This is a genomic window from Amycolatopsis arida, assembly GCF_900115565.1.
Taxonomy (GTDB): Bacteria; Actinomycetota; Actinomycetes; order Mycobacteriales; family Pseudonocardiaceae; genus Yuhushiella; species Yuhushiella arida.
The window spans coordinates 278868-303460 of sequence record NZ_FOWW01000005.1; the positions used below are offsets into that span (position 1 = coordinate 278868).

22 protein-coding genes are annotated in these 24593 nt (G+C 73.9%); 9 read left to right on the forward strand and 13 right to left on the reverse strand.

The genetic code is table 11. The annotated features are described in order from the left end of the window. Nucleotides 1–15 precede the first annotated feature (15 nt). Genes BM051_RS17020 through BM051_RS17040 form a run of 5 tightly spaced genes read left to right on the forward strand, consistent with a single transcriptional unit; the run spans nt 16 to nt 3765 of the window. Nucleotides 16–474 (forward strand): WXG100 family type VII secretion target, encoded by a 459-nt coding sequence (locus BM051_RS17020; protein WP_092531129.1) that lies wholly within the window; start codon nt 16–18, stop codon nt 472–474. Beyond that, nucleotides 471–1673, forward strand: coding sequence for a putative T7SS-secreted protein (locus BM051_RS17025; RefSeq protein ID WP_092531130.1), 1203 nt, complete (start codon nt 471–473; stop codon nt 1671–1673). The genes BM051_RS17020 and BM051_RS17025 overlap by 4 nt, the downstream gene beginning before the upstream one ends. Continuing rightward, nucleotides 1670–2323, forward strand: coding sequence for a hypothetical protein (locus tag BM051_RS17030; protein ID WP_092531131.1), 654 nt, complete (start codon nt 1670–1672; stop codon nt 2321–2323). The genes BM051_RS17025 and BM051_RS17030 overlap by 4 nt, the downstream gene beginning before the upstream one ends. 3 nt (nt 2324–2326) lie before the next feature. Continuing rightward, complete coding sequence (locus BM051_RS17035; protein ID WP_092531132.1) at nt 2327–3292, forward strand: hypothetical protein; 966 nt, start codon at nt 2327–2329, stop codon at nt 3290–3292. Continuing rightward, complete coding sequence (locus tag BM051_RS17040; RefSeq protein ID WP_166677741.1) at nt 3289–3765, forward strand: YbaB/EbfC family nucleoid-associated protein; 477 nt, start codon at nt 3289–3291, stop codon at nt 3763–3765. The genes BM051_RS17035 and BM051_RS17040 overlap by 4 nt, the downstream gene beginning before the upstream one ends. Here BM051_RS17040 and BM051_RS17045 read toward each other — a convergent pair whose 3' ends face one another. Next, on the reverse strand, nt 3766–4572 hold the full coding sequence (locus BM051_RS17045; protein ID WP_092531134.1) for an exodeoxyribonuclease III: 807 nt from the start codon (nt 4570–4572) through the stop codon (nt 3766–3768). Between the two features lie 44 nt (nt 4573–4616). On the opposite strand from BM051_RS17045, the gene BM051_RS17050 reads away from it, so the two are divergent. After that, nucleotides 4617–5339 carry an MBL fold metallo-hydrolase gene (locus BM051_RS17050; RefSeq protein WP_092531135.1) on the forward strand — a complete coding sequence of 241 codons (723 nt, stop codon included), beginning with the start codon at nt 4617–4619 and terminating at the stop codon, nt 5337–5339. A 62-nt stretch (nt 5340–5401) separates the two neighbouring features. Here BM051_RS17050 and BM051_RS17055 read toward each other — a convergent pair whose 3' ends face one another. From BM051_RS17055 to BM051_RS17075, 5 genes are all read right to left on the reverse strand, one after another. After that, nucleotides 5402–5740 (reverse strand): SH3 domain-containing protein, encoded by a 339-nt coding sequence (locus BM051_RS17055; protein WP_092531136.1) that lies wholly within the window; start codon nt 5738–5740, stop codon nt 5402–5404. Between the two features lie 114 nt (nt 5741–5854). Further along, entirely contained in the window at nt 5855–6271 is a 417-nt protein-coding gene (locus tag BM051_RS17060; RefSeq protein WP_092531137.1) for a type II toxin-antitoxin system VapC family toxin, read from the reverse strand. Further along, nucleotides 6271–6537 (reverse strand): ribbon-helix-helix protein, CopG family, encoded by a 267-nt coding sequence (locus BM051_RS17065; protein WP_243859600.1) that lies wholly within the window; start codon nt 6535–6537, stop codon nt 6271–6273. Before BM051_RS17065 ends, BM051_RS17060 begins: the two co-directional genes overlap by 1 nt. Before the next feature lie 112 nt (nt 6538–6649). Continuing rightward, entirely contained in the window at nt 6650–7873 is a 1224-nt protein-coding gene (locus BM051_RS17070) for an NADP-dependent isocitrate dehydrogenase (protein WP_092531139.1), read from the reverse strand. Between the two features lie 217 nt (nt 7874–8090). Further along, nucleotides 8091–8732 carry a spermidine synthase family protein gene (locus tag BM051_RS17075; RefSeq protein WP_092531140.1) on the reverse strand — a complete coding sequence of 214 codons (642 nt, stop codon included), beginning with the start codon at nt 8730–8732 and terminating at the stop codon, nt 8091–8093. A gap of 105 nt (nt 8733–8837) precedes the next feature. Between BM051_RS17075 and BM051_RS17080 the strand changes: the two genes are divergently transcribed. Both BM051_RS17080 and BM051_RS17085 read left to right on the forward strand, forming a co-directional pair. Continuing rightward, on the forward strand, nt 8838–9026 hold the full coding sequence (locus BM051_RS17080; RefSeq protein WP_092531141.1) for a DUF1918 domain-containing protein: 189 nt from the start codon (nt 8838–8840) through the stop codon (nt 9024–9026). A 441-nt stretch (nt 9027–9467) separates the two neighbouring features. Continuing rightward, nucleotides 9468–10649 (forward strand): MFS transporter, encoded by a 1182-nt coding sequence (locus BM051_RS17085; protein WP_092531142.1) that lies wholly within the window; start codon nt 9468–9470, stop codon nt 10647–10649. 28 nt (nt 10650–10677) lie between these two features. On the opposite strand, the gene BM051_RS17090 is transcribed toward BM051_RS17085, so the two are convergent. The 4 genes from BM051_RS17090 to BM051_RS17105 all read right to left on the reverse strand — a co-directional run bounded on the left by BM051_RS17090 (nt 10678) and on the right by BM051_RS17105 (nt 14476). Further along, nucleotides 10678–12288 (reverse strand): alpha/beta hydrolase, encoded by a 1611-nt coding sequence (locus BM051_RS17090; RefSeq protein WP_092531143.1) that lies wholly within the window; start codon nt 12286–12288, stop codon nt 10678–10680. Nucleotides 12289–12363: 75 nt separating this feature from the next. Next, entirely contained in the window at nt 12364–12669 is a 306-nt protein-coding gene (locus BM051_RS17095) for a DUF3017 domain-containing protein (protein WP_092531144.1), read from the reverse strand. Next, nucleotides 12666–13535, reverse strand: a complete 870-nt coding sequence (locus BM051_RS17100; protein WP_092531145.1) for a bifunctional methylenetetrahydrofolate dehydrogenase/methenyltetrahydrofolate cyclohydrolase — start codon at nt 13533–13535, stop codon at nt 12666–12668. Before BM051_RS17100 ends, BM051_RS17095 begins: the two co-directional genes overlap by 4 nt. Nucleotides 13536–13540: 5 nt before the next feature. After that, on the reverse strand, nt 13541–14476 hold the full coding sequence (locus tag BM051_RS17105) for a DMT family transporter (RefSeq protein ID WP_279587055.1): 936 nt from the start codon (nt 14474–14476) through the stop codon (nt 13541–13543). Nucleotides 14477–14730: 254 nt separating this feature from the next. On the opposite strand from BM051_RS17105, the gene BM051_RS17110 reads away from it, so the two are divergent. Beyond that, nucleotides 14731–17352: a glycohydrolase toxin TNT-related protein gene (locus tag BM051_RS17110; protein ID WP_092531147.1), complete on the forward strand. Its 2622-nt coding sequence runs from the start codon at nt 14731–14733 to the stop codon at nt 17350–17352. Between the two features lie 180 nt (nt 17353–17532). Here the strand turns inward: BM051_RS17110 and BM051_RS17115 are convergent, their stop codons facing one another. From BM051_RS17115 to BM051_RS17135, 3 genes are all read right to left on the reverse strand, one after another. Next, nucleotides 17533–18120, reverse strand: a complete 588-nt coding sequence (locus BM051_RS17115; protein ID WP_092531148.1) for a pentapeptide repeat-containing protein — start codon at nt 18118–18120, stop codon at nt 17533–17535. Between the two features lie 329 nt (nt 18121–18449). Beyond that, nucleotides 18450–20942 carry an RNA-dependent RNA polymerase family protein gene (locus BM051_RS30670; protein ID WP_424923286.1) on the reverse strand — a complete coding sequence of 831 codons (2493 nt, stop codon included), beginning with the start codon at nt 20940–20942 and terminating at the stop codon, nt 18450–18452. 225 nt (nt 20943–21167) lie between these two features. Continuing rightward, nucleotides 21168–24533, reverse strand: coding sequence for an error-prone DNA polymerase (locus BM051_RS17135; RefSeq protein WP_092531150.1), 3366 nt, complete (start codon nt 24531–24533; stop codon nt 21168–21170). Nucleotides 24534–24593 lie beyond the last annotated feature (60 nt).

Here is a 24593-nt window from a genome sequence, read left to right on the forward strand (position 1 = left end):
AGGAAGGGCACTCCGATGTCGAACGGCTACGCGGTCAACGTCGCCGAACTCGCCAGACTGATCACCACCCTCGAGGACGGTGCCAACGAGGTACGCGAGGCCAACAAGACCCTGGCCGCGCAGGGCCAGCTCGACCTGCTCGGCGACGACGTGCTGAAGAACGCCGCGCACGAGTTCGAGGAGAAGTGGCGCTACGGTCTCGAGAAGCTGGACGAGGCCGCGAAAGGCGTCATCAAGCGGCTCGAATCCGCCAAGAAGAACTACGAGGCGCTGGAAGAGGAATACGCCGGCGCCATCGACAAGATCATTCCGGCCGGGACGGGTTCCCCGCCGGGCATCGGCTCCTCACCGCCGTTGGTCACGGACGGCAACCGCCCGCCCGGCATGCCCGGCGGCCCGGACTCGACGCTGCCCGGATCCGCCCCGGAGGTCCCTGACCGGTCCATCGGTGACGTTCTCGGGGGCGCCCGGTGACCGCCCCGGCGCGCGGCGGCGTCCGCGACTTCACCGCCCTTGGCTTCGACCCCGCCCCCGGTGAGCTGCCCGCCGTCCAGGCCAGCGCCGAGCAGTACCGGAAGGTCGGCACCCGGCTGGCCGCGGCGTTGCGGGCCATCGAGTCCATCATCGACCAGACCGGCGTGTGGGAGGGCGAGGCCAGCGAGGCCTTCGCCCGCAGGGTCGGCGACCTTCCCGAGTACCTTGGCAAGGCCGCCGAGTCCATGAAGCAGGCCTCGACCGCGCTCGACGACTGGGCCGGCGCGCTCGGCGACCTGCAGCAGCGGGCCGTGGAGCTCGAGGCCAGGGCCCGCCAGGCCCGCGAGGCGGCGGAGGCGGCCAGGGCGAACCCCGCCTTCGACCTCACCGGGCAGACCTTCACCGACCCGGCGGCGCTCGAGGCCGCCAACCGCGCACTGGACCAGGCGGCCCGTCAGCTCACCGCGGCCATCGACCAGCTCGAGGCGGTCCTGGAGGCGGCCAGGCGCCTGCGGGAGCAACACCACGAGCTGGCCGCACGGATCGCCGAGCTGCTCGACCGTGCGCGCGAGATCGCGCCCGACGAGCCGGGGATGCTGGCCAAGGGTCTGGAAGCGCTCGGCGACGCGGTCACCGAGCTGGCCAACGACACGCTCGACCTCGCCAGGGACGCCCTGCGGACCGTCACCGACTTCATCGAGGACAACGCCAACCTCATCGCCAACGTCTCCGACGTGATCAGCGACCTCAGCACCATGATCGGCGCCGTTGGGGACGTCCTGAACGTCGTCCCGGTGGTCGGGCAGGTCGCCGACCAGGCACTGAACGTCGTCTCGGGCACCCTCGGCGCGGTCGCCCTCACCGGGCACGTCGTGGCGAAGGCGGCTGGCGGCGACGTGCCCGACGAGACCATCGCGCTCGACGTGATCGGGCTGGTCACCACCCCCGTCCCCGGTGCCGGTCTCGGCATGCTGGCCGGGCAGGGCATCGGTGAGGCCGCGACCGGCGGCGAGGCTAGCACCATCTACGACAACCTCCGCCAGTACTGGGTGCCGCGGGACCTCCGGCAGGGAGTGCAGGGGGCGGTCAGCCCGGCGTCGGTGGCCTTCGAGAACGCGATCCGGGACGGGATCGAGGAGGACAACGCCGGGCAGGCCGAGCGTGACCGCCGACGCGCCGAGGAACGGGTGTGGCAGTGAGCAGCCCAGCGAGCACCGACCGGCCGACGGAGGGACCCGAGCTGCTCGTCGACGTCCCGCCCGGTTTCGTCGGCCTGCCGCTGCGCGGGTCGGCGGAGGACAACGCCGCGGCGATCGCCGGCCTCGCGAGCGACCTCGCCCCGCACGCCGGCGACCAGGCCGCGGAGCTCCCGCGACACCTCACCTGGCTCGCTCAGCTCCTCGCCGAGGGCTCGGTCCGGCTCTACGGCCGGTTCGCGGTGAGCGACACGAGCCTCGCCGAACTGGCGCTCGCGGTGGTGCCACTCCGGGCCGAGGACGACACCGGGCCGGCGGCGGTGCGCCGGAACCGGCACGCGGCGGTCGAGGAGCTCCGCCGGCACTACCTCGAGCGACACCCCGGGGCGGACGCGCGGATCGTCCCGCTGGGCCTTGGCCCCGCCATGGTGGCGGTGACCGCCGGCGAGTACCGGCTGCCACCTCAGGCGACCCGGACCGGACAGGCCACCGTCCTCCCCCAGCTCAGGGCCGAGTTCCAGCTGCCGGTCCCGGCGGGGACCCACCTGATCGTGCTCGTGGTGACCGGCCGGGACGAGGAGACCTGGCAGGCCGTGCTCACCGCGGCGATGCGGGTGGCGAACAGCATTCGCCTCGAGCCCGGGACCGAGTGAGAAGTGCAGACCCTGCTCCTCGGATTGGTCGCGGTGGTCGCCATCGCGGGCACGGCGACCGTGCTGCTGATCCAGGCCAGGGCGTTGCGGGAGAACGACGCCGACAGCCGGCGGGCCCACCTGGTCAGCGAGTGCTTCCTGCACCGGCAGGAGTCGGTGGTCGACCCGCGGCGATGGCCGGTGCCGGTGCCCGAGATCCGGCGGCTGGCGGCGCGCCGCGGCTACCAGGAGATGCCACCGCCCACCGCGGAGGTGCTCGCGTTCCGCTACCAGCCGACCGGCGACTCCGGACCGATTCCGCCGCCGGCGCCGGCGGCGGAACACCAGGCTCGCCGTGCCGAGCTGGCCGGCCAACTGTCCACACAGGACTTCGCCTGGGTGCGGCCGGCGGAGTTCGGCGGAACCCTCGACGACGTCGCCGGACTGGCGGGCCGGCACGGCGCCCGGATCCTGCGGGTGCTCGGCGACCGGTTCGACCCGGTGCTCCTGCTGGGCCGGCGGCCGATCGGCTCGCTGCGCGAGGCCGTCCCACTTCCGGCGGCGGGCTCCCGGAGCTCCGCGGGGCACCACCGCGCGCGGATCGTGGCGCTGGTGGCTGGGGTCGTCATGGTGGCGGCGTTGATCGCGCTCTACGTCGCCACCCGGCGGGCGGTGGTGGGCTGGACGCTCGCGCTGGCCGTGCTGGCGCTGATGGCGGCGGTGGTCGTGCCGCTGGTGGCCGGTAGCCCGCGCCGGGCGCTGACCGAACGGATGACGCGGCTGGTCCAGGAGTTCGACGGCCGTGACGTCGTGACGATCGTGCTCCGTCACGTCGGGGTCGACCGGCTCGTGTGCCTCGACGTGGCGGCCGAGCTCGGCTACGTCTACTCGACCTACCACAACTCCCTGCGCACCACGACGCGCTGGTACGAGGGGTGGATCGTCTTCGTCCGACACGACCGAGTGCGGGAGGCGGGAAGCGGATGGTGAGTCCCAGCAACGCCGAGCTCATCGAGGAGATGCGCTGGCAGGTACGGAAGATCCGGGACCGGCAGGCGGAGAACGACGCCCTGCTGGGCAAGCTCGACACGATGCGGTCGCGACTCACCGCGCTGGAGGTCAGGGTGTCCTCGCCGGACGGCACGGTGACGGTGGTGGCCGGCGCGGGAGGGATCGTGCGCGGCGTCGAGCTGGCCGACACCGCGGTGCGCGGCACCGCGAGCGCCCTCGCCGCCACGCTCAACGCGACGATCCGGCAGGCCGTCCGCGAGGCGACCGAGCGACAGCTCGAGCTCGTCCGCGGCAGCGTCGGCGCCGACGTCGATCCGGAGCGTGTCCTGGGACCGCGGGCCAAGCTCACCGGTTACGGGCTGGCCGATCCCGAACCCGAGCCGGCACCGGCGCCCGCGCCCACCGAGGAGGACGAGGAGCCCCGGAGCATCTTCGAGCCCCGCCGGTGGTGATCAGGGTGGCGGCCAGTCGAAGGTGGCGGTGACCGGGGCGTGGTCGGACCAGCGCTGGTCGTAGCTCGGGGCGCGCTCGACGCGCATCTCCACGACCCGGTCGGCCAGCCCGGGTGTCGCGACGTGGTAGTCGATCCGCCAGCCCGCGTCGTTGTCGAAAGCCTTGCCACGGTAGGACCACCACGTGTACGGGCCGGGGCCGTGCGGGTCGAGCCGGCGCTGCACGTCGACGTACCCGGCCTCCCCGAACACCCGGCCCAGCCACTCGCGCTCCTCGGGAAGGAAGCCGGAGTTGTTCCGGTTGCCGCGCCAGTTCTTCAGGTCGACCTCGGCGTGCGCGATGTTCCAGTCACCGAGCACCAGCACCTCGCGCCCGGACGCCTCGGCCTTGCCGCGCAGCTCCACCAGGTACGGCAGGAACGCCGCCATGAAGCGTTCCTTCTCCTCCTGCCGCGAGGTGCCGACGTCGCCGCTGGGCAGGTAGACGCTGGCCACCACCAGGCCGGGCAGGTGCATCTCGACGTAGCGGCCGCTGTCCTCGAACTCGGCCTCGCCGAAGCCGACGCGCACCGACTCGGGCTCGGTCCGGCTGAACAGGCACACCCCGTTGCGACCCTTGGTGGCGCAGACCGCGTGCGCGGTGTGCCAGCCGGCCGGCTCGCGCAGCAGGGCCGGGAGCTGCTCTGGCGCGCAGCGCACCTCCTGGCAGGCGACCACCTGCGCGTCGGTGGCGCCCAGCCACTCCACGAACCCCTTCTTGGCGGCGGCCCGCAGGCCGTTGACGTTCACGGTCGACACGGTCAGCACGGCCGACCACGCTACCGCCGGGCGCCCTCCGGCAGACTGGCCGGGTGAGTCGGCTGCACGTCCTCGGCAGCTGCGGCGCGTGGCCCGAGCCGGGCCGGGCCTGCAGCGGGTTCCTGCTCGACCACGCCGGGGTGCGGATCGTGCTCGATCTCGGCTACGGCACGGTCTCCCGGCTGCTCCAGCTCTGCCCGGACGGGATGGTGGACGCGGTGGTGGTCACCCACGCCCACCCGGACCACTGCGCCGACCTCACCGCGCTGGGCAGGGCGTGGCACTTCGCCGAGCCGCGCCGGACGCCGCTGCCGCTGTTCTGCCCGCCGGAGGTGCTGGCATGGCTGGAGCCCCGACCGGACCCGCACACGGTGTTCGCCGTCCACGACCTGGCCGAGCCGGCGCGGGTCGGCCCGGTCGAGCTGAGCGGGGTCCCGTTGCCGCACCACGTGCCGAACCTGGGTGTGCGGCTGGCCGCGCCTGGGCTCACCGTGGCTTACACGGGGGACACCGGGCCGGCGCCGGAGCTGGCCGAGCTGGGGCGGGACGCGGACCTCTTCGTCGTGGAGGCCACGCTGCAGGGCCCGCGGACGGACCGGTACCTGCTCACCGCCGGCGAGGCCGGCCGGTGGGCGGCGCGGGCGGGGGCCCGGCGCCTGCTGCCCACCCACTTCTGGCCGGGCAGCGACCGTTCGTTCTCCGTGCGTGCGGCGGCCGCGGCGTTCCCGGGCGAGGTGCTGGCCGCGGCCGACGGCATGGTCGTCGACCTGCCCTGAGTCGTGGGCGCGGGCGGGTGGCCCGTTCGACCGCGACGGCGCCCGTCGGTGGGTGCCCCCGGTCAACCGCACCGAGTGCCGTCGAGCGGGCGCAGGTACTCGTCGGCCGCCCAGCGGTTCTCGGCGAGCTTGCGGAACCCGTTCTCCACCACCGGCTCGGCGTCGGCCTGCGCGTGCTGCTTGTACTTGCCGACGATCTCCGCGCCGAGGTGTGGCTCCGCCCGCACGTTGAGGATGTCGGCGGTGACCGCGACCCGGCAGCCGCTGGGGCCACCGGGATTGGCGCCGCCGCCCTCGGCGCCCTCGGAGCTGCGCCGGTCGGCGCCCATCGCGTAGATCAGCACGACGGCGGCGACCAGTGCGACGACGATGATGACCCGCTTCGGTATGCCGAGTGACACTCGTACTCCTCACGGCCAGGAGGGCGTCCCGACCAGGGTAGAGCCGCGACGGGCGCCCTCCCCAGACCCGCGCGCCCGAACCACCCGGCAGCGCCAACAGGGCTCCGGCGGCGGCTACTCTCCGTCGCCCGGCGCGGTGCAGCGGATCCCCGCGAGCGCGGCCGCCTCGGCCAGCCGGCGGTCGTACGTCACCATGACCTCGACATCGAGCAGGACCGCCGACGCCAGGTGAATGGCGTCCAGGGAACGGAGCGCGTTCGGCGGCAGCCGCCGGCTCAGGCTGATGACCTCGCGGTCCATTCGATGCTCGGCGATTCCGGCTAGCGCGGCGCTGACTTCGTCCGCGACATCTCCATAGGACGCGTCGTACCGACTCCGGACAGCCCTGCCGACCTCGACCCATGCCAGAGTCGACGAAGCCAGGAGCACATGCCTGTCCGCGTACTCCTCGAGAGCATCCTCGAGATCAGTCGATTCCCGCTCGACGATGACCCGCTTGATGAGGGCACTGGTGTCGACATAGACACGCATCAGAAACGTTCCTGGCGGTCCAGAATGTCGAGACTGCTCTCGCCAGGCTCCAATCGGCGCCGCGGGTGCGCACGACGATACGGAATGCGGGGCGGGCTTACTTTCCCGGTGAGGAACAGCGGGTCCGTCATCGGTGCTTGCTGCTCCGGCACGAGCCCAAGGTGTCGGTTCACCGCTTCGCGCAGGATGTCCTGCTGGGACCGGCCGGTGCGCCGCGCCTCCGCTCGCAGGGCTGCCTCGGCTTCCGGGCTCAGTCGAAGATTCATCGCCACGGTTCAGACGGTACCGAAAGCGGTACCCAATTGGCACCAGCAGCAAGTCAGGGCCACACACGGCGGGGCGCCCCCGTGGGGACGCCCCGCCGATCGCCGAGCTCCGTCAGCCCTGGGCGATCTTCTTCTGCAGGTTCTCGTCCAGGGTGGCGAGGAACTCCTCGGTCGTCAGGTACGGCTGGTCCTTGCCGATGAGCAGCGCGAGGTCCTTGGTCATCCTGCCGCTCTCGACGGTCTCGACCACCACCTGCTCCAGCTTGTTCGCGAAGCCGATCAGCTCCGAGTTGCCGTCCAGCTTGCCGCGGTGCTCGAGCCCCCGGGTCCAGGCGAAGATCGAGGCGATCGGATTGGTCGAGGTCGGCTTGCCCTGCTGGTGCTGCCGGTAGTGCCGGGTCACCGTGCCGTGCGCCGCCTCGGCCTCGACGGTCCGCCCGTCCGGCGTGCGCAGCACCGACGTCATCAGGCCGAGCGAGCCGAAGCCCTGCGCCACCGTGTCGGACTGCACGTCACCGTCGTAGTTCTTGCACGCCCAGACGTAGCCGCCCTCCCACTTCAGCGACGCGGCCACCATGTCGTCGATCAGCCGGTGCTCGTAGGTCAGCCCCTTGGCGTCGAAGTCCGCCTTGAACTCGTTGTCGAAGATCTCCTGGAACACGTCCTTGAACATGCCGTCGTAGGCCTTGAGGATCGTGTTCTTCGTCGACATGTAGACCGGCATCCCGCGGTCGAGGCCGTACTGCAGCGAGGCCCGCGCGAAGTCCTCGATTGACCGCCGGTAGTTGTACATGCCCATGGCGACGCCGCCGCCCTCGGGGAACTTCGCCACCTCGAGCTCGATCGGCTCGGAGCCGTCCTCCGGCGTGTAGCTGATGGTCACCGTGCCGGGGCCGGGCACCTTGAAGTCGGTGGCCTTGTACTGGTCACCGTGCGCGTGGCGGCCGATGATGATCGGCTTGGTCCAGCCGGGCACCAGCCGCGGGATGTTGGAGATGATGATCGGCTCGCGGAAGACGACCCCGCCGAGGATGTTCCGGATGGTGCCGTTCGGGCTGCGCCACATCTTCTTCAGGCCGAACTCCTCGACCCGCGCCTCGTCCGGGGTGATCGTGGCGCACTTCACCCCGACCCCGTGCTTCTTGATCGCGTTCGCGGCGTCGACCGTGATCTGGTCGTCGGTGCGGTCCCGCTCCTCGATGCCCAGGTCGTAGTACTCGAGATTGATGTCCAGGTACGGATGGACCAGCTTCTCCTTGATGAACTGCCAGATGATGCGGGTCATCTCATCGCCGTCGAGCTCGACGACGGTGCCCTGGACCTTGATCTTGGCCATGAGCAGCGGTGCTCCTCTCTGCGCGATGGTCGGACCCGGGTTGCAGGCCCTCCGCGGGATCTCTCACGTCTCGTCGTAGCGGTACAAGCGTACTGGTAAAAACTCGGGCCGCCCGCGCCGCACCCTGGTTACCCAGCGGTAATGACCGTCTGCCACCCCGCTCCCCGGCAATGTACGTCGGGCCGGCCGCCCGTTGTCCAGCCTACGGAGCCTTGGTCTAGACCACGGCGAGCCACACGATGTCGGGGTCGCCGCGCGGCACCGGCACCTCCAGCACCCGCACGTCACGGAACCGGGCCCGCAGCCGCCGGGTGAACTCCGGGCTCCGCCCGGCGCCCCACACGGCCAGCACGCCGCCGGGACGCAGCATCCCGGCGAGCCGGTCGACACCAGCGGGCCCGTACAGCGACGCGTTGCCCTCGCTCACCGTCCAGTCCGGCCCGTTGTCGATGTCCAGGCACACCGCCGCGAACCGCTCCCCTTCGGCGGCCCACCGCAGCAGGTCGTCCTCGACCAGCCGCACCCTCGGGTCGGCGAGCGCGTCGCCGTGCCCGTCCCGCAGCGGGCCGGTCCGGTTCCACGCCACGATCGCCGGCTCCCGCTCCACCACCACGACCTCGCGCACCGCGGGGTGATCCAGCGCGGCGCGCACCGAGAACCCGACACCGAGCCCGCCGATCAGCACCCGCGCCGGTGCCGGCGCCAGTTCCAGCGCACTGGTCACCAGCAACCGCTCGGACTCGCCGTTCCTGGTGTCCATCAGGAACATCCCGTTGGCGATCACCTCGAGGGCCGGGCCGTCGCGGCGCAGCACCAACTCGCCGCACACCCCGTCGACCCTGTCGAGCACCTCGACCACGTGGCCAACTCTATGCGCCCGATAATTCGCCCCGAACGGACGAGTCCACCACTCGACGCCCGTCGCACACCGCTCCTAACCTTGATGTCGCGGAGGTGATGCAGCATGCGCGCACGAGTGGGAGACGAGATCCTCGTTCACGGTCGCATCGTCGGCTCCGGCGAGCAGCGCGGGGAGATCATCGAGGTCCGCGGGGACGACGGCCAGCCGCCGTACCTGGTCCGGTTCAGCGACGGCCACGAGGGACTGGTCGTGCCGGGGTCGGACTGCGAGATCCTCACCCAGCACGCCTGACGCCGCTCCGGCGGCCCCAGCCCTCGATGCCATGAAGGCCACCGGTGGGTCCCCGCCGCGCGACAATGGCGAAGCAGCGCAGTAGGGGAGCGTTGGGCAAGCACTGTGACGCCCAACGTCTCCGTGCGAGTGGTCGGGGAGACGGGTGGGCGCTCCCCCACCGGTGGCCGTCATGGCCCGCGGAGCCCTCCCCCGCATGGCACGTGTGCAGGCTCACGCCATAACGGGATGACAACGATGGCGTGCATGAGTTGAACTGGTAGCAGGACAGCCCAACGCAGGGGTGCGCGATGGCTGTCCTTGTTTCTGACACTCGACTTTATCGATTCAGCAGATGGTCCCGGTCACGACGGCGGACCGGATGGCGGCGACGACGCTGCCGACGCCTGAATCGATCCCGTTCAACCGTTCGCCCCCTTCGACCTGTTCGAGAGGAGAGCCGTGCCCCTCGCGCTGCTCGCACTCGCCATCGGTGCCTTCGGCATCGGCACCACCGAGTTCGTCATGATGGGCGTGCTGCCCCAGACGGCCGCCGACTTCGGCGTCTCGATCCCCGCCGCCGGCCACCTGATCTCCGGCTACGCGCTGGGCGTGGTGATCGGCGCCCCGCTGCTCACCGCGGTCGCCATGCGGCTGCCCCGCAAGACGATGCTGCTCGCGATGATGGCGCTGTTCACCGCGGGCAACACCCTGTTCGCCCTGTCGCCGAACCACGAGCTCGGCGTCGCCTTCCGGTTCGTCGCCGGCCTGCCGCACGGCGCGTTCTTCGGCGCCGGCGCGGTCGTGGCGGCCAGCATGGCCGGCCCCGGCAACCGGGCCAAGGCCGTGTCCATGATGTTCCTGGGCCTGACCCTGGCCAACGTCGTGGGCGTGCCGCTGGGCACGCTGCTCGGCCAGCGGGTCGGCTGGCGGGCCACGTTCGTGGTGGTCGCGGTGATCGGCCTCGCCGCCATCGCCGGCATCGCGAAGCTGGTGCCGCACCAGGGCGTGCCCACCGAGACGTCGCTGCGCGGCGAGCTGGCGGCGTTCCGCCGCCCCCAGGTCTGGCTCGCGCTCGCCATCGTCACCTTCGGCCTCGGCGGCACGTTCGCCTGCCTGAGCTACGTCGCCCCGGTGCTCACCGACGTCGCCGGCTTCGAGCCGAGCAGCGTGACCCTGCTGCTCGCGCTGGCCGGGTTGGGCATGACCGCCGGCAACCTGCTCGGCGGCCGGCTCGCCGACCGGGCACTGATGCCCAGCCTGTACGGGTCGCTGGTAGCGCTGGCCACGGTGCTGGCCGTCTTCACGGTCACCGCGCACGCCAAGGTCGGCGCGGCCGTCACGATCTTCCTGATCGGCCTGGTCGGCTTCATGATCGGCCCGATGTTGCAGGCCCGGATCATGGACAAGGCCGGCGGCTCGCCGTCGCTGGTGTCGGCGGCCGTGCAGTCGGCGTTCAACATCGCCAACTCGATCGGCGCCTACCTCGGCGGACTGGTCATCGCCGGCGGCCTCGGCCTGGTGGCGCCGAACTGGGTGGGCGCGCTGCTGGCCGTGCTCGGCCTGGCCATCGCCGCGGTGTCCGGCGGGCTCGAGCGCCGGGAGCAGGCCGCTCCGGCCCGGCTGGCCGCCGCGGAAGCCTAGGACACCGCGGAGTCCGGACCGGGGTGGCCTACGCGAACGGTGGCCGGTCCGGGGCGCAGGTGGCGCCGGGCGGCGGGAGCTCGAGGTCGATGAGGTAGCGCTCGGCCATCGCGTCGGTGCACCGGCCGCGCACGCTGTGCCCGTGCCCCTCGACCACGACCAGCCTGGCGTCACCCATGACCCGCTCCGCGGTGCGCGCGCCGGCCAGCGGCGTCACCGGGTCGTAGCGGTTGTTGACCAGCAGCGCGGGCACGTCGCCGCGCAGCCGCCACGGCCCGGTGTGCCGCTGCGGGTAGCCGCCCGGCGGCGCGGGCCAGGCCGCGCAGGCCTGCTGCTGGTACAGCCAGTGCCGGCCGTAGGTCGGCGCGTGCGCCTCGAACGCCGTCGCCAGCCCCGGCCACAGGCCGGGATGGCGGGGGAAGGTGTTGTCCGCACAGGAGATCGCGAGGTAGGAGTCGAGGAAGTCGAGCCGGAACGACATGGCGGCGAGCACCTCGCCGACCACCGTGGGGTCGCCGTCGGCGCCGCGCTCCAGCTCGGCGATCAGCGCGGCCAGCGCCGGCCAGCCCTCGCCCGTGTCGTAGAGCAGCGTGGCGTGGATCGGCACGACGTCGGCGTAGCGGACCCGGACGGCCTCCTCGCCCCGCCCCACGGTGACCGGCCCGCGGCGGAGCGCGTCGAGCACCGCCGCGTTGCGGGCGAGCACGGCGTCGGTGGTCGGCGCGGCCAGCGGGCACCGGTCCCGGCCGGCCCGCGCGCACAGCCGGGCGAACTCGCGGAGCACCTCCTCGGTGCCGGCGGACCGCTGCCAGAGCAGGCCGAGCGTGGCGTTGGTGTAGCCGACCGGGTCGAGCACGGCGACGAGGTGCAGGGCGCGCACCCGGTCACCGAACAGGGCCCCGTAGACCGCGCCGAGGTAGCTGGCGTAGGAACCGCCGGTGTAGATCAACTTCGGCTCCCCGACCGCCCGGCGCAGCAGGTCCATGTCCCGCGCGGCGTCGACGGTGGTGAGGTGGCCGATCAGGTCCGGGGAGTGGGCGGCGCAGCCGCGGGCGTGCGCGCGGCTCGCCCGCTCGGCGGCGCGCTCCTGGGCCGGGGTCACCGGCGGCAGCTGGACACCGACCCAGAACCGCTCCTGCTCCTCGGCCGAGGCGAAGCAGCGCACCTGCCGGCTGCGGCCGATCCCGCGCTGGTCGAAGGTGACGATGTCGAACCGGCGGGCCAGCTCGCCGAAGCCGAGTCCGTTCCTCGCGGCGTCGATGCCCGACCCGCCGGGCCCGCCCACCGCGGTGAACAGCGTTCCGACCCGCCGCTCCGGGTCGGTGGCCGGCTGCCGGACGACGGCGAGGTCGAGCATGGGCCCGCCCGGGTGGGCCTGGTTGTGGGCGTGGTTGTGGTCATCGTTGTGGTCACGGTTGTTGTCATAGTCCAGCGGCACCGCGGCGACCGCGCACTGCAGGTGCTCCAGCCCGGGTTCGGCGCACGGCCGCCAGTCCAGCACCGGGGTCGGCGCCGCGTCGGCCGCGCTGGCCTGAGCGGCCAGCGGGGACACCGGTGGATCGGTCGGGGCGGCCGCGGCCGGCGGTGGCGCGGCGAGGGTCGCGGTCACGGTGAGCGCGGCGAGCACGGAACGGAACATGTCCCGATCCTGGCGCCGAGGTCCGGGACGGGTCGTCCTTCTTCCGGAGGACATCGCCACCCACCGTCGGAAGGATCAGCCGAGCAGGCCCCCGGAGATGGTCAGCGCCACGAACAGGATCAGCACACCCAGCCCCACATAGCTCAACACGTCGACGGCGCGGCCGCGGATCGCCAGCAGGCCGGCCTGCTCGTCGGACAGCGCCGCCCGCAGCACCGCCGCCACGAGCAGCGCGCCGCCGATCAGCGCGGTGCCCTGCCGCCAGTGGTACTGGCCGATGCGCACCGCGGCGATCGCCACCAGCACCAGCACCAACGCGAACGGCAGGTGCGTCAGCGCGGGATGGCGGTCCCGGGGCGGAGTCTTGTGCGGTGGAGTCACGCGGTCCGACCCGAGCGAGTTCCAGTGCGCTCGGCCGCCTCGACGACGTTGGTCACGAGCATCGCCCTGGTCATCGGGCCGACCCCGCCCGGGTTGGGCGACACGAACCCGGCGACCTCCGCGACACCGGGCGCGACGTCGCCGGCCAGCTTACCGTCCACTCTGGACACTCCGACGTCGAGCACGGCGGCCCCCGGCCGCACCATGTCCGGAGTGATCATCCCGGGCACACCGGCCGCGGCGACCACGATGTCGGCGCGACGCACCTCGGCGGCGAGGTCACGGGTGCCGGTGTGGCAGAGGGTGACGGTCGCGTTCTCGGTGCGCCGGGTGAGCAGCAGGCCGAGCGGCCGGCCGACGGTGATACCCCTGCCGACGACCGTGACCCTGGCGCCGGCCAGCGGCACGTCGTAGCGGCGGAGCAGCTCGACGATGCCGCGCGGCGTGCAGGGCAGCGGGCCGGGCTCGCCGAGCACCAGCCGGCCGAGGCTGACCGGCGCCAGCCCGTCGGCATCCTTCTCCGGGTCGATGCGGGCCAGGACGGCGCCCGTGTCCAGGTGGGCCGGCAGCGGGAGCTGGACGATGTAGCCGGTGCAGGCGGGGTCGGCGTTGAGCTCGTCGATCACCGCCTCCAGCTTCCGCTGGCCGATGTCGGCGGGCAGGTCCCGGCGGATCGAGGTCACTCCCACCTTGGCACTGTCGGCGTGCTTGGCCTTGACGTAGGAGTGCGAGCCGGGGTCGTCGCCGACGAGGACGGTGCCGAGCCCGGGGCGCAGGCCACGCTCGGCCAGCGCCGCGACGCGCGGAGCGAGCTCCGCGAAGATCGCGTCCTTGGTGGCCTTGCCGTCCAGAACCGTCGCCGTCACGCGGCTCATTGTTCCAAACGCGGACCGGTCCGCCGCCGGCCGCCCGCCCCGGCGACCCCGACGGCCAGCAGCGCCAACGCGGTGCCGACGAGGGTGGTCGCGGTGAGGTGCGACCCCGGTGCCGGCAGGAGGGCGTCGAGCAGCACCGAGCCGACCAGCTGCCCGGCGATCGCGGCGAGGCCGAGCAGCAGCACGCCGGTCCACCGGACCACCAGCGCGGCCAGCGCGATGAACACGATGCCGACCAGCCCGCCGAGGTAGAGCACGGGGTTGTCCGGGAAGCCGGTGGGCCCACCGCGCACCGCGAGCGAGACCAGCCAGGCGAGCACGAGCACCGCGGTGCCCACGGCGAAGTTGAGCAGCGCCGCGGTGAGCGGACTGCCCGCGGCCTGCCCGACCCGCCCGTTGACGGCCTGCTGCACCGCGACGAGCGCCCCGGCCACCAGCGGCAGCACCAGCAACCACAGCCCGTCCGGCCCGCCGGGCAGGTCGAGCCCGCCGGCGACGGACAGCGCGACCGCGACCAGGGTGAGCAGCCCGCCGAGCACCCGGGGCCGGCTGAGCGCCTGCGGGCCCGCCGGGCCGAGCCCGGCGCGGTCGACGGCCAGCCCGCTCATCGTCTGCCCGGCCACCACGCCGACGGTGAACAGCGACACCCCGAGCACGCCGACGGTGACCGACTGGCCGGCGACGAACATCGCGCCACCCACGCCACCGAGGCACTGCCACGGGCGCAGCGAGCCGCCGCGCACGGCCGCCGCGATCCGGCGCACCCCGGTCCGCATCCCGGCCGACACGACGAGCGCCAGCAGCAGCACGAGCAGGCCGCCGCCGAACGAGATGACCGCGGCGAGCAGCCCGTCGTGCAGCTCGACGCCGAGCTGGCCGTTGATCCGGGCCTGCGCGGCCATCGCGAGCCCGGACGTGGCGGCCAACGCCACGCCGACTACCCGCGCGCCGGACGGTTCTCGCCGATTCGAGTGGGTTATCGCGCGTTCCGGTACTCCGGACGTACTGGCGGTAGTCATCACCGCCCATTCTCCGCGGGTGGGGGCGGTAAAGCTGTCCCGGTTCGGTGATGTGCCTCTCGCTCAGCGTGTGCTCTACCGCCCTCCGCGCGCGCGATACCAGGCCGAACGGCAGCGAACCTCACATGTGCCGTGCATAAATTGGGGCGAAGAGTCAAGATGTTCGGGTGGCACAAGCGACGCAGCTGAACGCGACCGAGCAGGACACCCTGGTCAAGCAGATCGGCCTTGCCCTGCTGCGTGCCGCCCCGCGGGACTGGCGGCGCGTGGTCGCCGAGTACCGCGCGGTGGGCAGGTATCACGAGCTGACGGGGGAGGTCACCACCCAGGACGGGTCCGTCCACGAGTGGGTGGCCACGCACGACATCGCCACCCTGTTCGGCCGGCTGCGCGCCGGGATGTACCGCGAGGGGCGGGGGACCTGGTTCAACGCGCGCTACCAGCTCGACCACCCTTCCAGCTACAACCTGGAGTACGACCGCGAGGAGCCCAACTGGGACCTCGTGCCGCCGCCCCAGGCCTACGCCGACGAGCTGCGGATGTTTCCACGGTCGGAGGAGAACGTTCCGGAGTGGCTGATGCGTCGGATGTCCGGCCTCGGCCCCGAGCGGCCGGGGCCGAGGTTCCGCATCGCCCGGATCTTCGACGGCGTCGGTCCCGGCGGGCGGCCGCTGATCAACCGGCCGGACCTCGACGTCGACGAGCAGGACCGGCTGCTGGAGTACCTCGACAACGCGCCGGTCGTGGTGCCCGGCCGCGGCTACGACGTGGACCGGCTGGCGACCACACCCGAGGCGACCGTCCCGGTGGCGTTCCACAGCGACGGCAACTGGATCTGGCCGGCCGCGGTGAACTACTACCTGCGCGAGTACGGCGTCTCCCCGGAGCCCGACCTGGTTCAGCACATCCAGGCCGCGGGCCACACCGTGCCGGAGGTGCCGGAGCCGCTGCGGCAGGCCGCCGCCGCGCACATCTCCCGTGGCGCGCCGCCCGCCCGGCCAGCGCCGCCAGCGCCGCCACCGCCGCCCGTCGCGGCTCCGCCGCCACCGGTACCGGCCCCACCAGGGGATGGCCGATACGCCGCCGGTGGGGGGCGTTCCGGCGGCGCGGCCGAGGAGGCGCCGGGGCGGCACGAGCAGCCGGACGACTACGCCGACGACGGGCACGGCCAGCCGGACTTCGAGGGGCAGGGCTTCGCCGAGGACCGGCACGCGGAGCCGGCGGGTGAGTCCCGGGACTACGAGTCCCCTGGCTCCACGGATTCCTCGGGCTTCGAGTCCGCGGGCCACGGATCCTCCGGGTACGAGTCGCCGGGCCATGCCGAGGCGACCACGTACGCGGAGCCGGCGGAGCGGGAGGTGTCCTCCCCGCCGCCGCCTCCCGCCGTGTCCGCGGCTCCGGCGTCGGGCTCGACTCCGGCGTCGGCTCCCGGCTCCACCGAGGCCGGGCGGAACGCCTCCGAGTACGGCGCCGACGCCTCCGGGTACGACGCCGACGAGGCCCAGCTGACCAGGATCACCCCGGCGGTGTCGGCGCACGCCGCCACGCCCGCCGAGCCAATCTCCCTGCCGGGGGCACGGGGCGAGGAACCCGCGGACGACGTCGACCAGGCCGAACGCGGTGACCACACCCGGTACGCCGAGCACGAGGACGGCGGCGCCGAGCACGACCTCGACGACGGTGGCCCGCCCACCCAGGCCGGCGCGCCGCCGCTGCCGCCGGTGTCCGAGGATGCGGAGCCGGTGCTGGAGCAGCTGCGCGACAAGCTGCAGGAGCTGGGTGTCCCGGCGTCGGAGTACCGGCTGGGGAGGCCGATCCGGCGCGGCTGGAGCCTGGAGGAGGTCGGCTCCGGGTGGCGGGTCGGCTGGTACGACGGGGAGCTCACCAACCCCGCGATGTTCGGTGACGTCGACGACGCGGCCGCGTTCCTGCTCGGCAAGCTGCTGCTCGCGCCCGAGGGCGGGGTGGCCGCCCACGGCACCGGTGCGCCGAGGGGCGCGGCGGCCGGTGGTCCGGCCACGGCCGGTGCCGGCGGTCCGGCTGCCCGGCAGCCTGCCCACGGTGCGCCTTCCGGGCAGCCGGCGCACGGTGCGCCCTCGGGGCAGCCCGCCGGCACCGGGGCGCCGGGGCACGGCAGGGGCGGGCCGTCGGGTGCGCCCGGCCAGGTCGGTGGGCCCGGGCCGAAGGGTGTTCCCGGACCGCCGAAGCGGGTCACCGCGATGCTGTCGCCGGAGGTGGCCGTGGGTGGTCGACCGGCACCGGCCGGAGCGGAGCCGGAGCCGGCACGGCCGGTGCCGGGACGGGACGCCGGGGAGCCGCCGCAGCGGGCGGCGCGGCCGGCGGGCGCGCCGGTGCCGCCGGCGGCCGGTGGTGGTCTCGCGGCGGGTGCCGGCGCGACCGGTGGGCGGCCGGCGGCGGGCGGTGGTGGCCAGCAGCAGTGGCCGATCCAGCCGCTGGAGGGTGAGCCGCCGCTCACGCTGTTCCGCGGCAAGGAGATCCGCGAGCTGCCGGTGGGCAGCGAGCTGGACCGGTTCGGCGGGCCGAACGGCAACCTGACCTACGCGGCGGGCACGCCGTTCGAGGAGCGCTCCCTGGTGCCCGAGTGGGTGAATCGGCCGTACCACGTGTACCGGGTGCAGCGGCCGCTCGAGGCGCTGCACGGGGTGGCGATCCCGTGGTTCAACCAGCCCGGCGGGGGCGCTGCCTACCTCCTGCCGGCCTCGATCGAGGAACTCCTCGCCAGCGGCGACCTCATCGAGCTCGAACCCGGCGAGCCCCCGATCGACTAGAGCGTGTCCGACGGCCCGTCCCCGTGGCGCACCACCCTTCCGGGCGCGCGCCGAGCGAACACCCAACGCCACCAAGGGGTCCTTGGTGGCACTCGAGTCGCCGGGCGAGGACATGTCACCCGCCGTCGAGGCGGCTGGCGGGAACGGGAGGGCAGGTTCGGGGGATCCGGTGAGCGCCGCTCAGCGCACGACGAGCCCGTTGGCGGCGGCGAAGGCGACCGCGGTGTCGAGGTCCACGTGCGCCCCGGCGAGCCGGGCGTGGCGGAGGCCGTCCGCGTCGACGCGGGCGCCGCGCAGGTCCGCGCCCGTGAGCACGGTGCCCAGGAGCCGGGCGCCGGTGAGGTCGGCGTCGCGCAGGTCGGCGTCCGAAAGGTCGGCCTCGACGAGGTTGGCCTCGCGGAACCGCAGGCCGGACAGGTCGCACCGGCGCAGCACGGCACCGCCGAGCCCGGCCAGGGTGAGGTCGCAGTCCCGCAGGGTGATCGGCCGCAACTTACTGTCCATGAAGGACGACCCGAGCAGGGAACAGTCGGTGAGGGTCGACCCGGTGAGCACGGCGCGGCGGAAGGTGCAGGACCGGAACGCCGACGCCGAGTGCCGGGACTCGCCCAGGTCGGCGCGGGTGAGGTCGCACTGGTCGAAGGTGCAGGACTTGGTGACCAGGCCGTGCAGGTCGGCGTCGGTGAAGTCGCAGCGCACGAAGTGCCGGTGCGACCATTCCTGCCCGGTCAGGACCGCGTCCCGATAGTCGGCGCCGGTCTCGGTCACGGGGTCGGCGCCCGGCTCGTCAGGGTCACGCGGAGCGGAAGGACGCGGGTTCTCGGCCACCGGGCGAGCCTCCCACACCCGACCGACAACCTGCTCACGCCGCTTCCTCCCTGGCGCTCGCCCAGCCTGCTGTGCTGAATGGCGCGCTCGCAAGCTCGCTCACGCACCCTCCTCGCTGGCGCTCGTCGGCGACGCTCGCCGGGCTGCTGTGCTCAATGGTTCACTCGCCAGCTCGCTCACGGGTAACGCCCGCGCCCCCGAACGTCGAACTCACCGTCCCGAACGGCGAGCTCGCGGCTTCACTCGGATGCTCGTTCCCGCGGGCGGGCTCACCACGGGATCTGGTCGAACAGCGCGCGCAACCGCGCGGCGCGGGCCGGGTGGGTGGCGCCCACCCAGCCGATCCGGCCCAGCAGGTGCGCCCGGAATTCCGGGTGGCCGTCCCGGTTCTGCGCGGCGGGTCCGGTGCGCGCGCAGTTGTGCAGCAGGGCCCGTAGCGCGTCGTACTCCGCGCGGGGCACCGCCGGGGCCGCGTTCACCACCAGGCCCGCCACCTTCTGCCGCTGGTGGGCGCGCGCCACCGAGGTCTTCGACGCCCGCACCCGGAACCCCTCGCCCCGGACGATCCGCGCCACGCCCGCGACCAGCCGGCGCACCGGGAGCCCGGCGTCGCCGGAGAAGGCGAGGTCGTCGGCATAGCGGGTGTACCGCGCGCCGAGCGCGCGGGCCAGGCCGGCCAGCCGCACGTCGAGCCGGTAGGCCACGGCGTTCGCCACGGCCGGCGAGGTGGGCGCGCCCTGCGGCAGGTGCGGCGCGGCCAGCCGGCGCAGCAACCGCCACCGTGAGGGATCGGCCGAACCGGCGGGCACCAGGCCGGAGAAGCCGGTGCCCGGCGAGTCGACCGGCACGGCCGACGACCGGCCGGACAGGTGGTCGACGGGCGAGGAGTCGGCGTGGCGAGCGGGCGCGCGGCCGGTGCACGCCGGGTCCGGCAGACCGGCATGGGCAAGGCCAGACGAGTCGGTGCGCGCCAGGCCGGACGGGTCGGTGCACGCCGGGTCGGCACGGCCGGCACCCGCCGAGCCGGCCTGGTCGACGGGTGACGGATCCGGCGGGCCGGCCGCCGACGGACCGGCTCGACCGGTGGGCGATGGTCGGGCGGACGGGCCAGTGACCGCCCGGCCGGACCGGTCGCTGCCCGGCCAATCGGGCGGGTTGCTCGGCGCCGGGTCCGCCGGGTTCGCCGGGTCGGCGGGTGATGGGCCGGCCTGGCCGGTGGACAATGGATCCGACGGACCGGCGGGCGTCGGGGCGGACAGGCCGGTCGGCGAAGGATCCGGTGGGCCGGCCGCCGGTGGGCCTGCTGGGTCGGCGGGCGGTGGTCGATCGGACGGGTCAATGGGGGCCCGGCCGGACCGGTCGCCTGGCCGATCGGGCGGCGTGGCCGGCGACGGGCTCGGCGGGTCGCCGGGTGGTGGGCCGGGCGGGGTGGTGGGCACCGCGGCGAGGACGTCGGCCGGGGTGGCGGTGGTGAGCAGCCCGGCCAGCAACCGCGCGACCCGGGGTGGGTAGCCGGCTCGGCCGAGCAGTGCCCGCACCCGCCGTACCGTGACCGACGCGAAGAAGCCCTCGAGGTCCATCCGCACCACCACGGCCTGGCCGGCGTGTGGCGCCGCGCAGGTCTCCACCGACCGACCCGGGCGGAAGCCGTGCGCGGCGTCGTGCAGCGGGATCCGGGCCAGGACGTGCCGCGCGACGCGGCGTTGCAACTCGGCCAGCCGAGGCTTGGGCTGCTCCAGCAGTCGCACTCCGCCCGAGCGGGTGGGCACCCAGGTCTGGCGGTAGTGCCGCAACGGCTCGCCGGCCCGGCGGTTCCAGGTGCCGGCGTCGGCGAACCACTCCAACTCCCCAGGCGTGAGATCCAGCGCGCGGGCGCACTCGCCGGGCGTGGCCCAGCGCGGCACGTCCCATCGCCACGCGCTCGCCCCGTCCCCCGGTTCCGCCGCGACCGGCGCAGGGCGGCCAGGCGCACCGGCGGACCCCGCCGCGTCGGTGCCCGCAGCTCCGGCACCCACTGCTCCAGCCCCCACTGCTCCAGCACCCACTGCCTCGGCACGACCGGACCCCGCGCGACCCGGCGCCTCACCGGCATCACCATCACTCACCAGCCCGCCGGGCACCCCACGCCCAGCCCCACCCACCGACCCAGCCGCGTCAACACCCCCACCCTCACCACGACCGGATGCCGCGTCGGCCGACGCACCGGCGGAGGGTTCGCCGTGTTCCGGTGGGGCGAGCGTGGCATCGCCAGGATCGCCGGGCGCGCCAGCTGGTCGAGGGGCGCCGTCCGCGGAACCGTCGGTTCTGGTCGGTGCCGCGGTGCCGCCGACCGCACCGGTCAACGGGGTGCGCTCGGCGCGGCCGTGCGGGCGATCGTCTCCGACGACGGCCGCGCCGTGCCGGGCGCGACGCACGGGCGTGGCGGGTCGTGGCGGCAGCGACCGCAGCAACGCCGCGAGCTCGGCCGGCCCGAACGGCGGCGACGGGCTGAGCTCGATCAACCGGGTGGCCAGCGTCTCGGCCTCGTCGACGGGCAACCGGCCCTGCTCGGCCAGCCGGTCGGCGAGCGCGCCGCGCCGCCACGGACCGGCGAGGGCGACCTCGGCGAGACGGCCGGCCCGTCGCCGCTCCTCGGACTCCATGCGCCGGCGGTACCGCGCGGCGAGCGCGGCGGTATCGGCCCAGGCAGGATCGAACCAGGCAGGATCGAAGCGGGCAGGGCCGGACCCGTCACCCGGCTCGTCGGTGCCCGGTGGATTCATCGAGCGCGGGCTCCGGCGGGACGTGGCGGCGCGGGGTGACCTGCTCTCCGTTCTTCCGCGCGCACTGACCAGTACGCGGAGCGTGCCGACGCGCGTGGGGCGCCGTGCCCAACCGAGTTCCTACTCCCCGGGGTTACCCCGGAGCGGGCGGGGACTCCCACCTGCTCACCGCCGCGCCGCCACATACCGCCACTATGCCAGCCACCACCGACAGGGACCGCCCCCTCACTGGAAGTCGCGGGAGCGGGTGGTGATCCGCAGCGGCAGCGGCTCCAGCCGGTCGGCGTACAGGCTCACCACCCCGTCGGCGCGCTCCACCACCCCCCGCACCAGCAACGCCGGGTTCGACCGGCCGATCCGGTGGTACCGCCGCCACAACCCCGGCGAGCACACCACGTTCACCATCCCGGTCTCGTCCTCCAGGTTCAGGAACGTCACGCTGCCGGCCGTCGGCGGGCGCTGCCGATGTGTCACCGCGCCCCCGACCAGCACCCGCGCCCCGGCGTCGACCTCGGCCAGCCGCGCCGCCGGCAGCGCGCCCATCCGGTCCAGCCGGTCCCGCACGAACTGCGTGGGGAAGCTGTCCGGGGAGACCCCGGTGGCCCACACGTCGGCGACGGCCAGGTCCACGTCGCTCATCCCCGGCAGGACCGGCGCCGTCGCGACCACCGTGCCGGGCAGCTTCCCCGGCCGCTCCTCCGCCACCGCGCCGGCCGCCCACAGCGCCGAGCGCCGGTCGAGCGCGAAACAACCGAACGCGCCCGCCGTGGCCAACGCCTCCACCTGCGGCGTGGTGAGGCGCACCCGGCGGGTCAGATCGGCCATGTCCCGGAACTCCCCGCCCCGCCGCCGCTCCGCCGCCACCGACTCCGCGAGGTCCTTCCCGATCGTGCGCACGGCGCCGAGCCCGAGCCGCACGACGAGCCCACCCGCGGCGGACCGCGGCTCGAGCGTGGCGTGCGGCAGGCTGGCGTTGACGTCCGGCCCGCGCACCACCACGCCGTGCCGGCGGGCGTCGGCGACCAGCGACTGCGCGGAGTAGAACCCCATCGGCTGCGCCCGCAGCAGCGCCGCGAGGAACGCCTCGGGGTGGTAGCGCTTGAAGTAGGCGCTGGCGAACACCAGGTGCGCGAAGCTCAGCGCGTGACTCTCCGGGAAGCCGAAGTTGGCGAACGCCTGCAACTTGGCGAACAACCGCTCGGCCAACGCCTCGTCGACACCGTTGGCCACCGCGCCGGCGCGGAACCGCTGCCGCAGCCGCTCCATCCGCGCGGTCGAGCGCTTGGCGCCCATCGCGTGCCGCAGCTCGTCGGCCTCCGCGGGGCTGAATCCCGCGACATCCACCGCGATCCGCATGAGCTGCTCCTGGAACAGCGGCACCCCGAGCGTCTTGCGCAACGCGCCCGCCAGCAACGGATGGTCGAAGTCCCAGTCCTCGTCCCCGTTCCTCCTCCGGATGTAGGGGTGCACCGAGCCGCCCTGGATCGGCCCGGGCCGGATCAGTGCCACCTCGACCGCGAGGTCGTAGAACGTCCGCGGCTTCAGCCTGGGCAGGGTGGCCAGCTGCGCCCGGCTCTCCACCTGGAACACGCCGATCGCGTCGGCCCGCCGCAGCATCGCGTAGACCTCGTCGTCGGCCAGGTCGAGCCGGCCGAGGTCGACCTCCTCGCCCTCGTGCTCGCGGACCAGGTCGATCATGTAGTGCAGCGCGGAGAGCATGCCCAGCCCGAGCAGGTCGAACTTGACCAACCCGACCGCGGCGCAGTCGTCCTTCTCCCACTGCAGCACGCTCCGGTTCGGCATCCGCGCCCACTCGATCGGGCAGACCTCGCTCACCGGCCGGTTGCAGATCACCATCCCACCGGAATGGATGCCGAGGTGACGCGGGAAGTCCTCGATGGCGCAGGACAGCGCGAGCACCTCGGCCGGGATGTCGTGGTCGTGGTCGTGCTGGGTCTCCGCGAGCGGGCCCCAGCGGTCGATCTGCTTGCTCCACGCGTCCTGCTGCCCCGGTGAGTAACCAAGTGCCCTGGCCGCGTCGCGCACCGCCGAGCGGGCCCGGTAGGTGATGACGTTGGCGACCTGTGCGGTGCGCAGCCGGCCGTAGCGGCGGTAGACGTACTGGATGACCTCCTCCCTGCGGTCGGACTCGATGTCCAGGTCGATGTCGGGGTAGCCGTCCCGGTCCGGGGCGAGGAACCGCTCGAACAGCAGCCGCCAGCGCACCGAGTCGACGTTGGTGATGCCGAGGGCGTAGCAGACCGCCGAGTTCGCCGCCGACCCGCGACCCTGGCAGAGGATGCCGTTGTCGTGGCAGAACCGGACGATGTCCCAGACGATCAGGAAGTACCCGGGGAAACCGAGCCGCTCGATGATGTCCAGCTCGTGTTCGAGCTGCCGGTACGCCTCGGGGTTGGCCACGGGGCCGCCGTAGCGCCGGGCCGCCCCGAGGTAGGTCCGCTCGCGCAGGTAGCTGGCCTCGGTGTGCCCCTCGCCGACGTCGAAAGGGGGCAGTTCGGGCGCGACCAGCCGCAGGTCGAAGGAGCACTCGACGCCGAGCCGCGCGGCCCGCCGCACGGCGCCGGGGTAGCGGGCGAACCGGTGGGCCATCTCCCGGCCGGAGCGGAGGTGGGCGGTGCCCGCGGCGGGCAGCCAGCCGGCCATCTCGTCCAGGCTCCGCCGGGCCCGGATGGCGGCCAGCCCCGCGGCCAGCCGGCCGCGCTCCGAGGTGGCGTAGTGCACCGCGTTGGTGGCCACGGTCGGCAGGCCGAACCGGGTGGCCAGCTCGGCGAGCACGTCGTTGTCCGCGGTGTCGGTGGGCAGGCCGTGGTCGGTGAGCTCGACGACCACGTTGTCCCGGCCGAACAGCTCGACGAGCCGGCGGAGCCGGTCCGCCGCCACGTCCGGCCCGGCCGTGGCCAACGCCCGCCGCACCGGGCCCTTCCGGCAGCCGGTGAGCAGCACGCACCGGTCGGCCACCTCGGCCGCCAGCGCCTCCAGGTCGTACACCGGGCGGCCCTTCTCCGCCCGCGGCCCGCCCCCGCGCGTGGTGGCGCCCCCGGCGTCCTCGGCGACGCTGTGCTCGGCGCTGTGCCCGGCCAGCAGGCCCGCCGTGGTGGCCCGGCACAGCGCGGCGTAGCCGTCGGCGTCCCTGGCCAGCAGGAGCAGGTGCTCGCCGGCCGGGTCGGCGACGCCGTTCTGCGGCGCGTCGAGCCCCAGGCTCAGCTCGGTGCCGAACACCGTGCGCACCCCCAGCTCGCGCGCCGCCTCGGCGAACCGCACCACCCCGTACATGCCGTCGTGGTCGGTGAGCGCGAGCGCGTCCAGCCCGAGCCGGGCCGCCTCGGCGACGAGCTCCTCCGGGTGGCTGGCCCCGTCGAGGAAGCTGAAGTTGGAGTGGCAGTGCAGCTCCGCGTAGGGCACCCGGACCCCGGTGTTCGCGGGTGCGGGGCCGGCGCCGGCGGGACGGTCGTGCGGCGCCGGCCGAGTGCCGGCTTTCGTGTCCCCTGTGGACGGATCTGACGGATCTGCCGAGCCGGAGAGGCGGCGCTCGTGCTCCCGCCACGGCACCGGCGGGTTGTTCCAGCCCACGACGTCACCCCGGGTTCTCCGGCGACCGCCGGGGTGCCGGGATCACCGCCCAGCACTCCG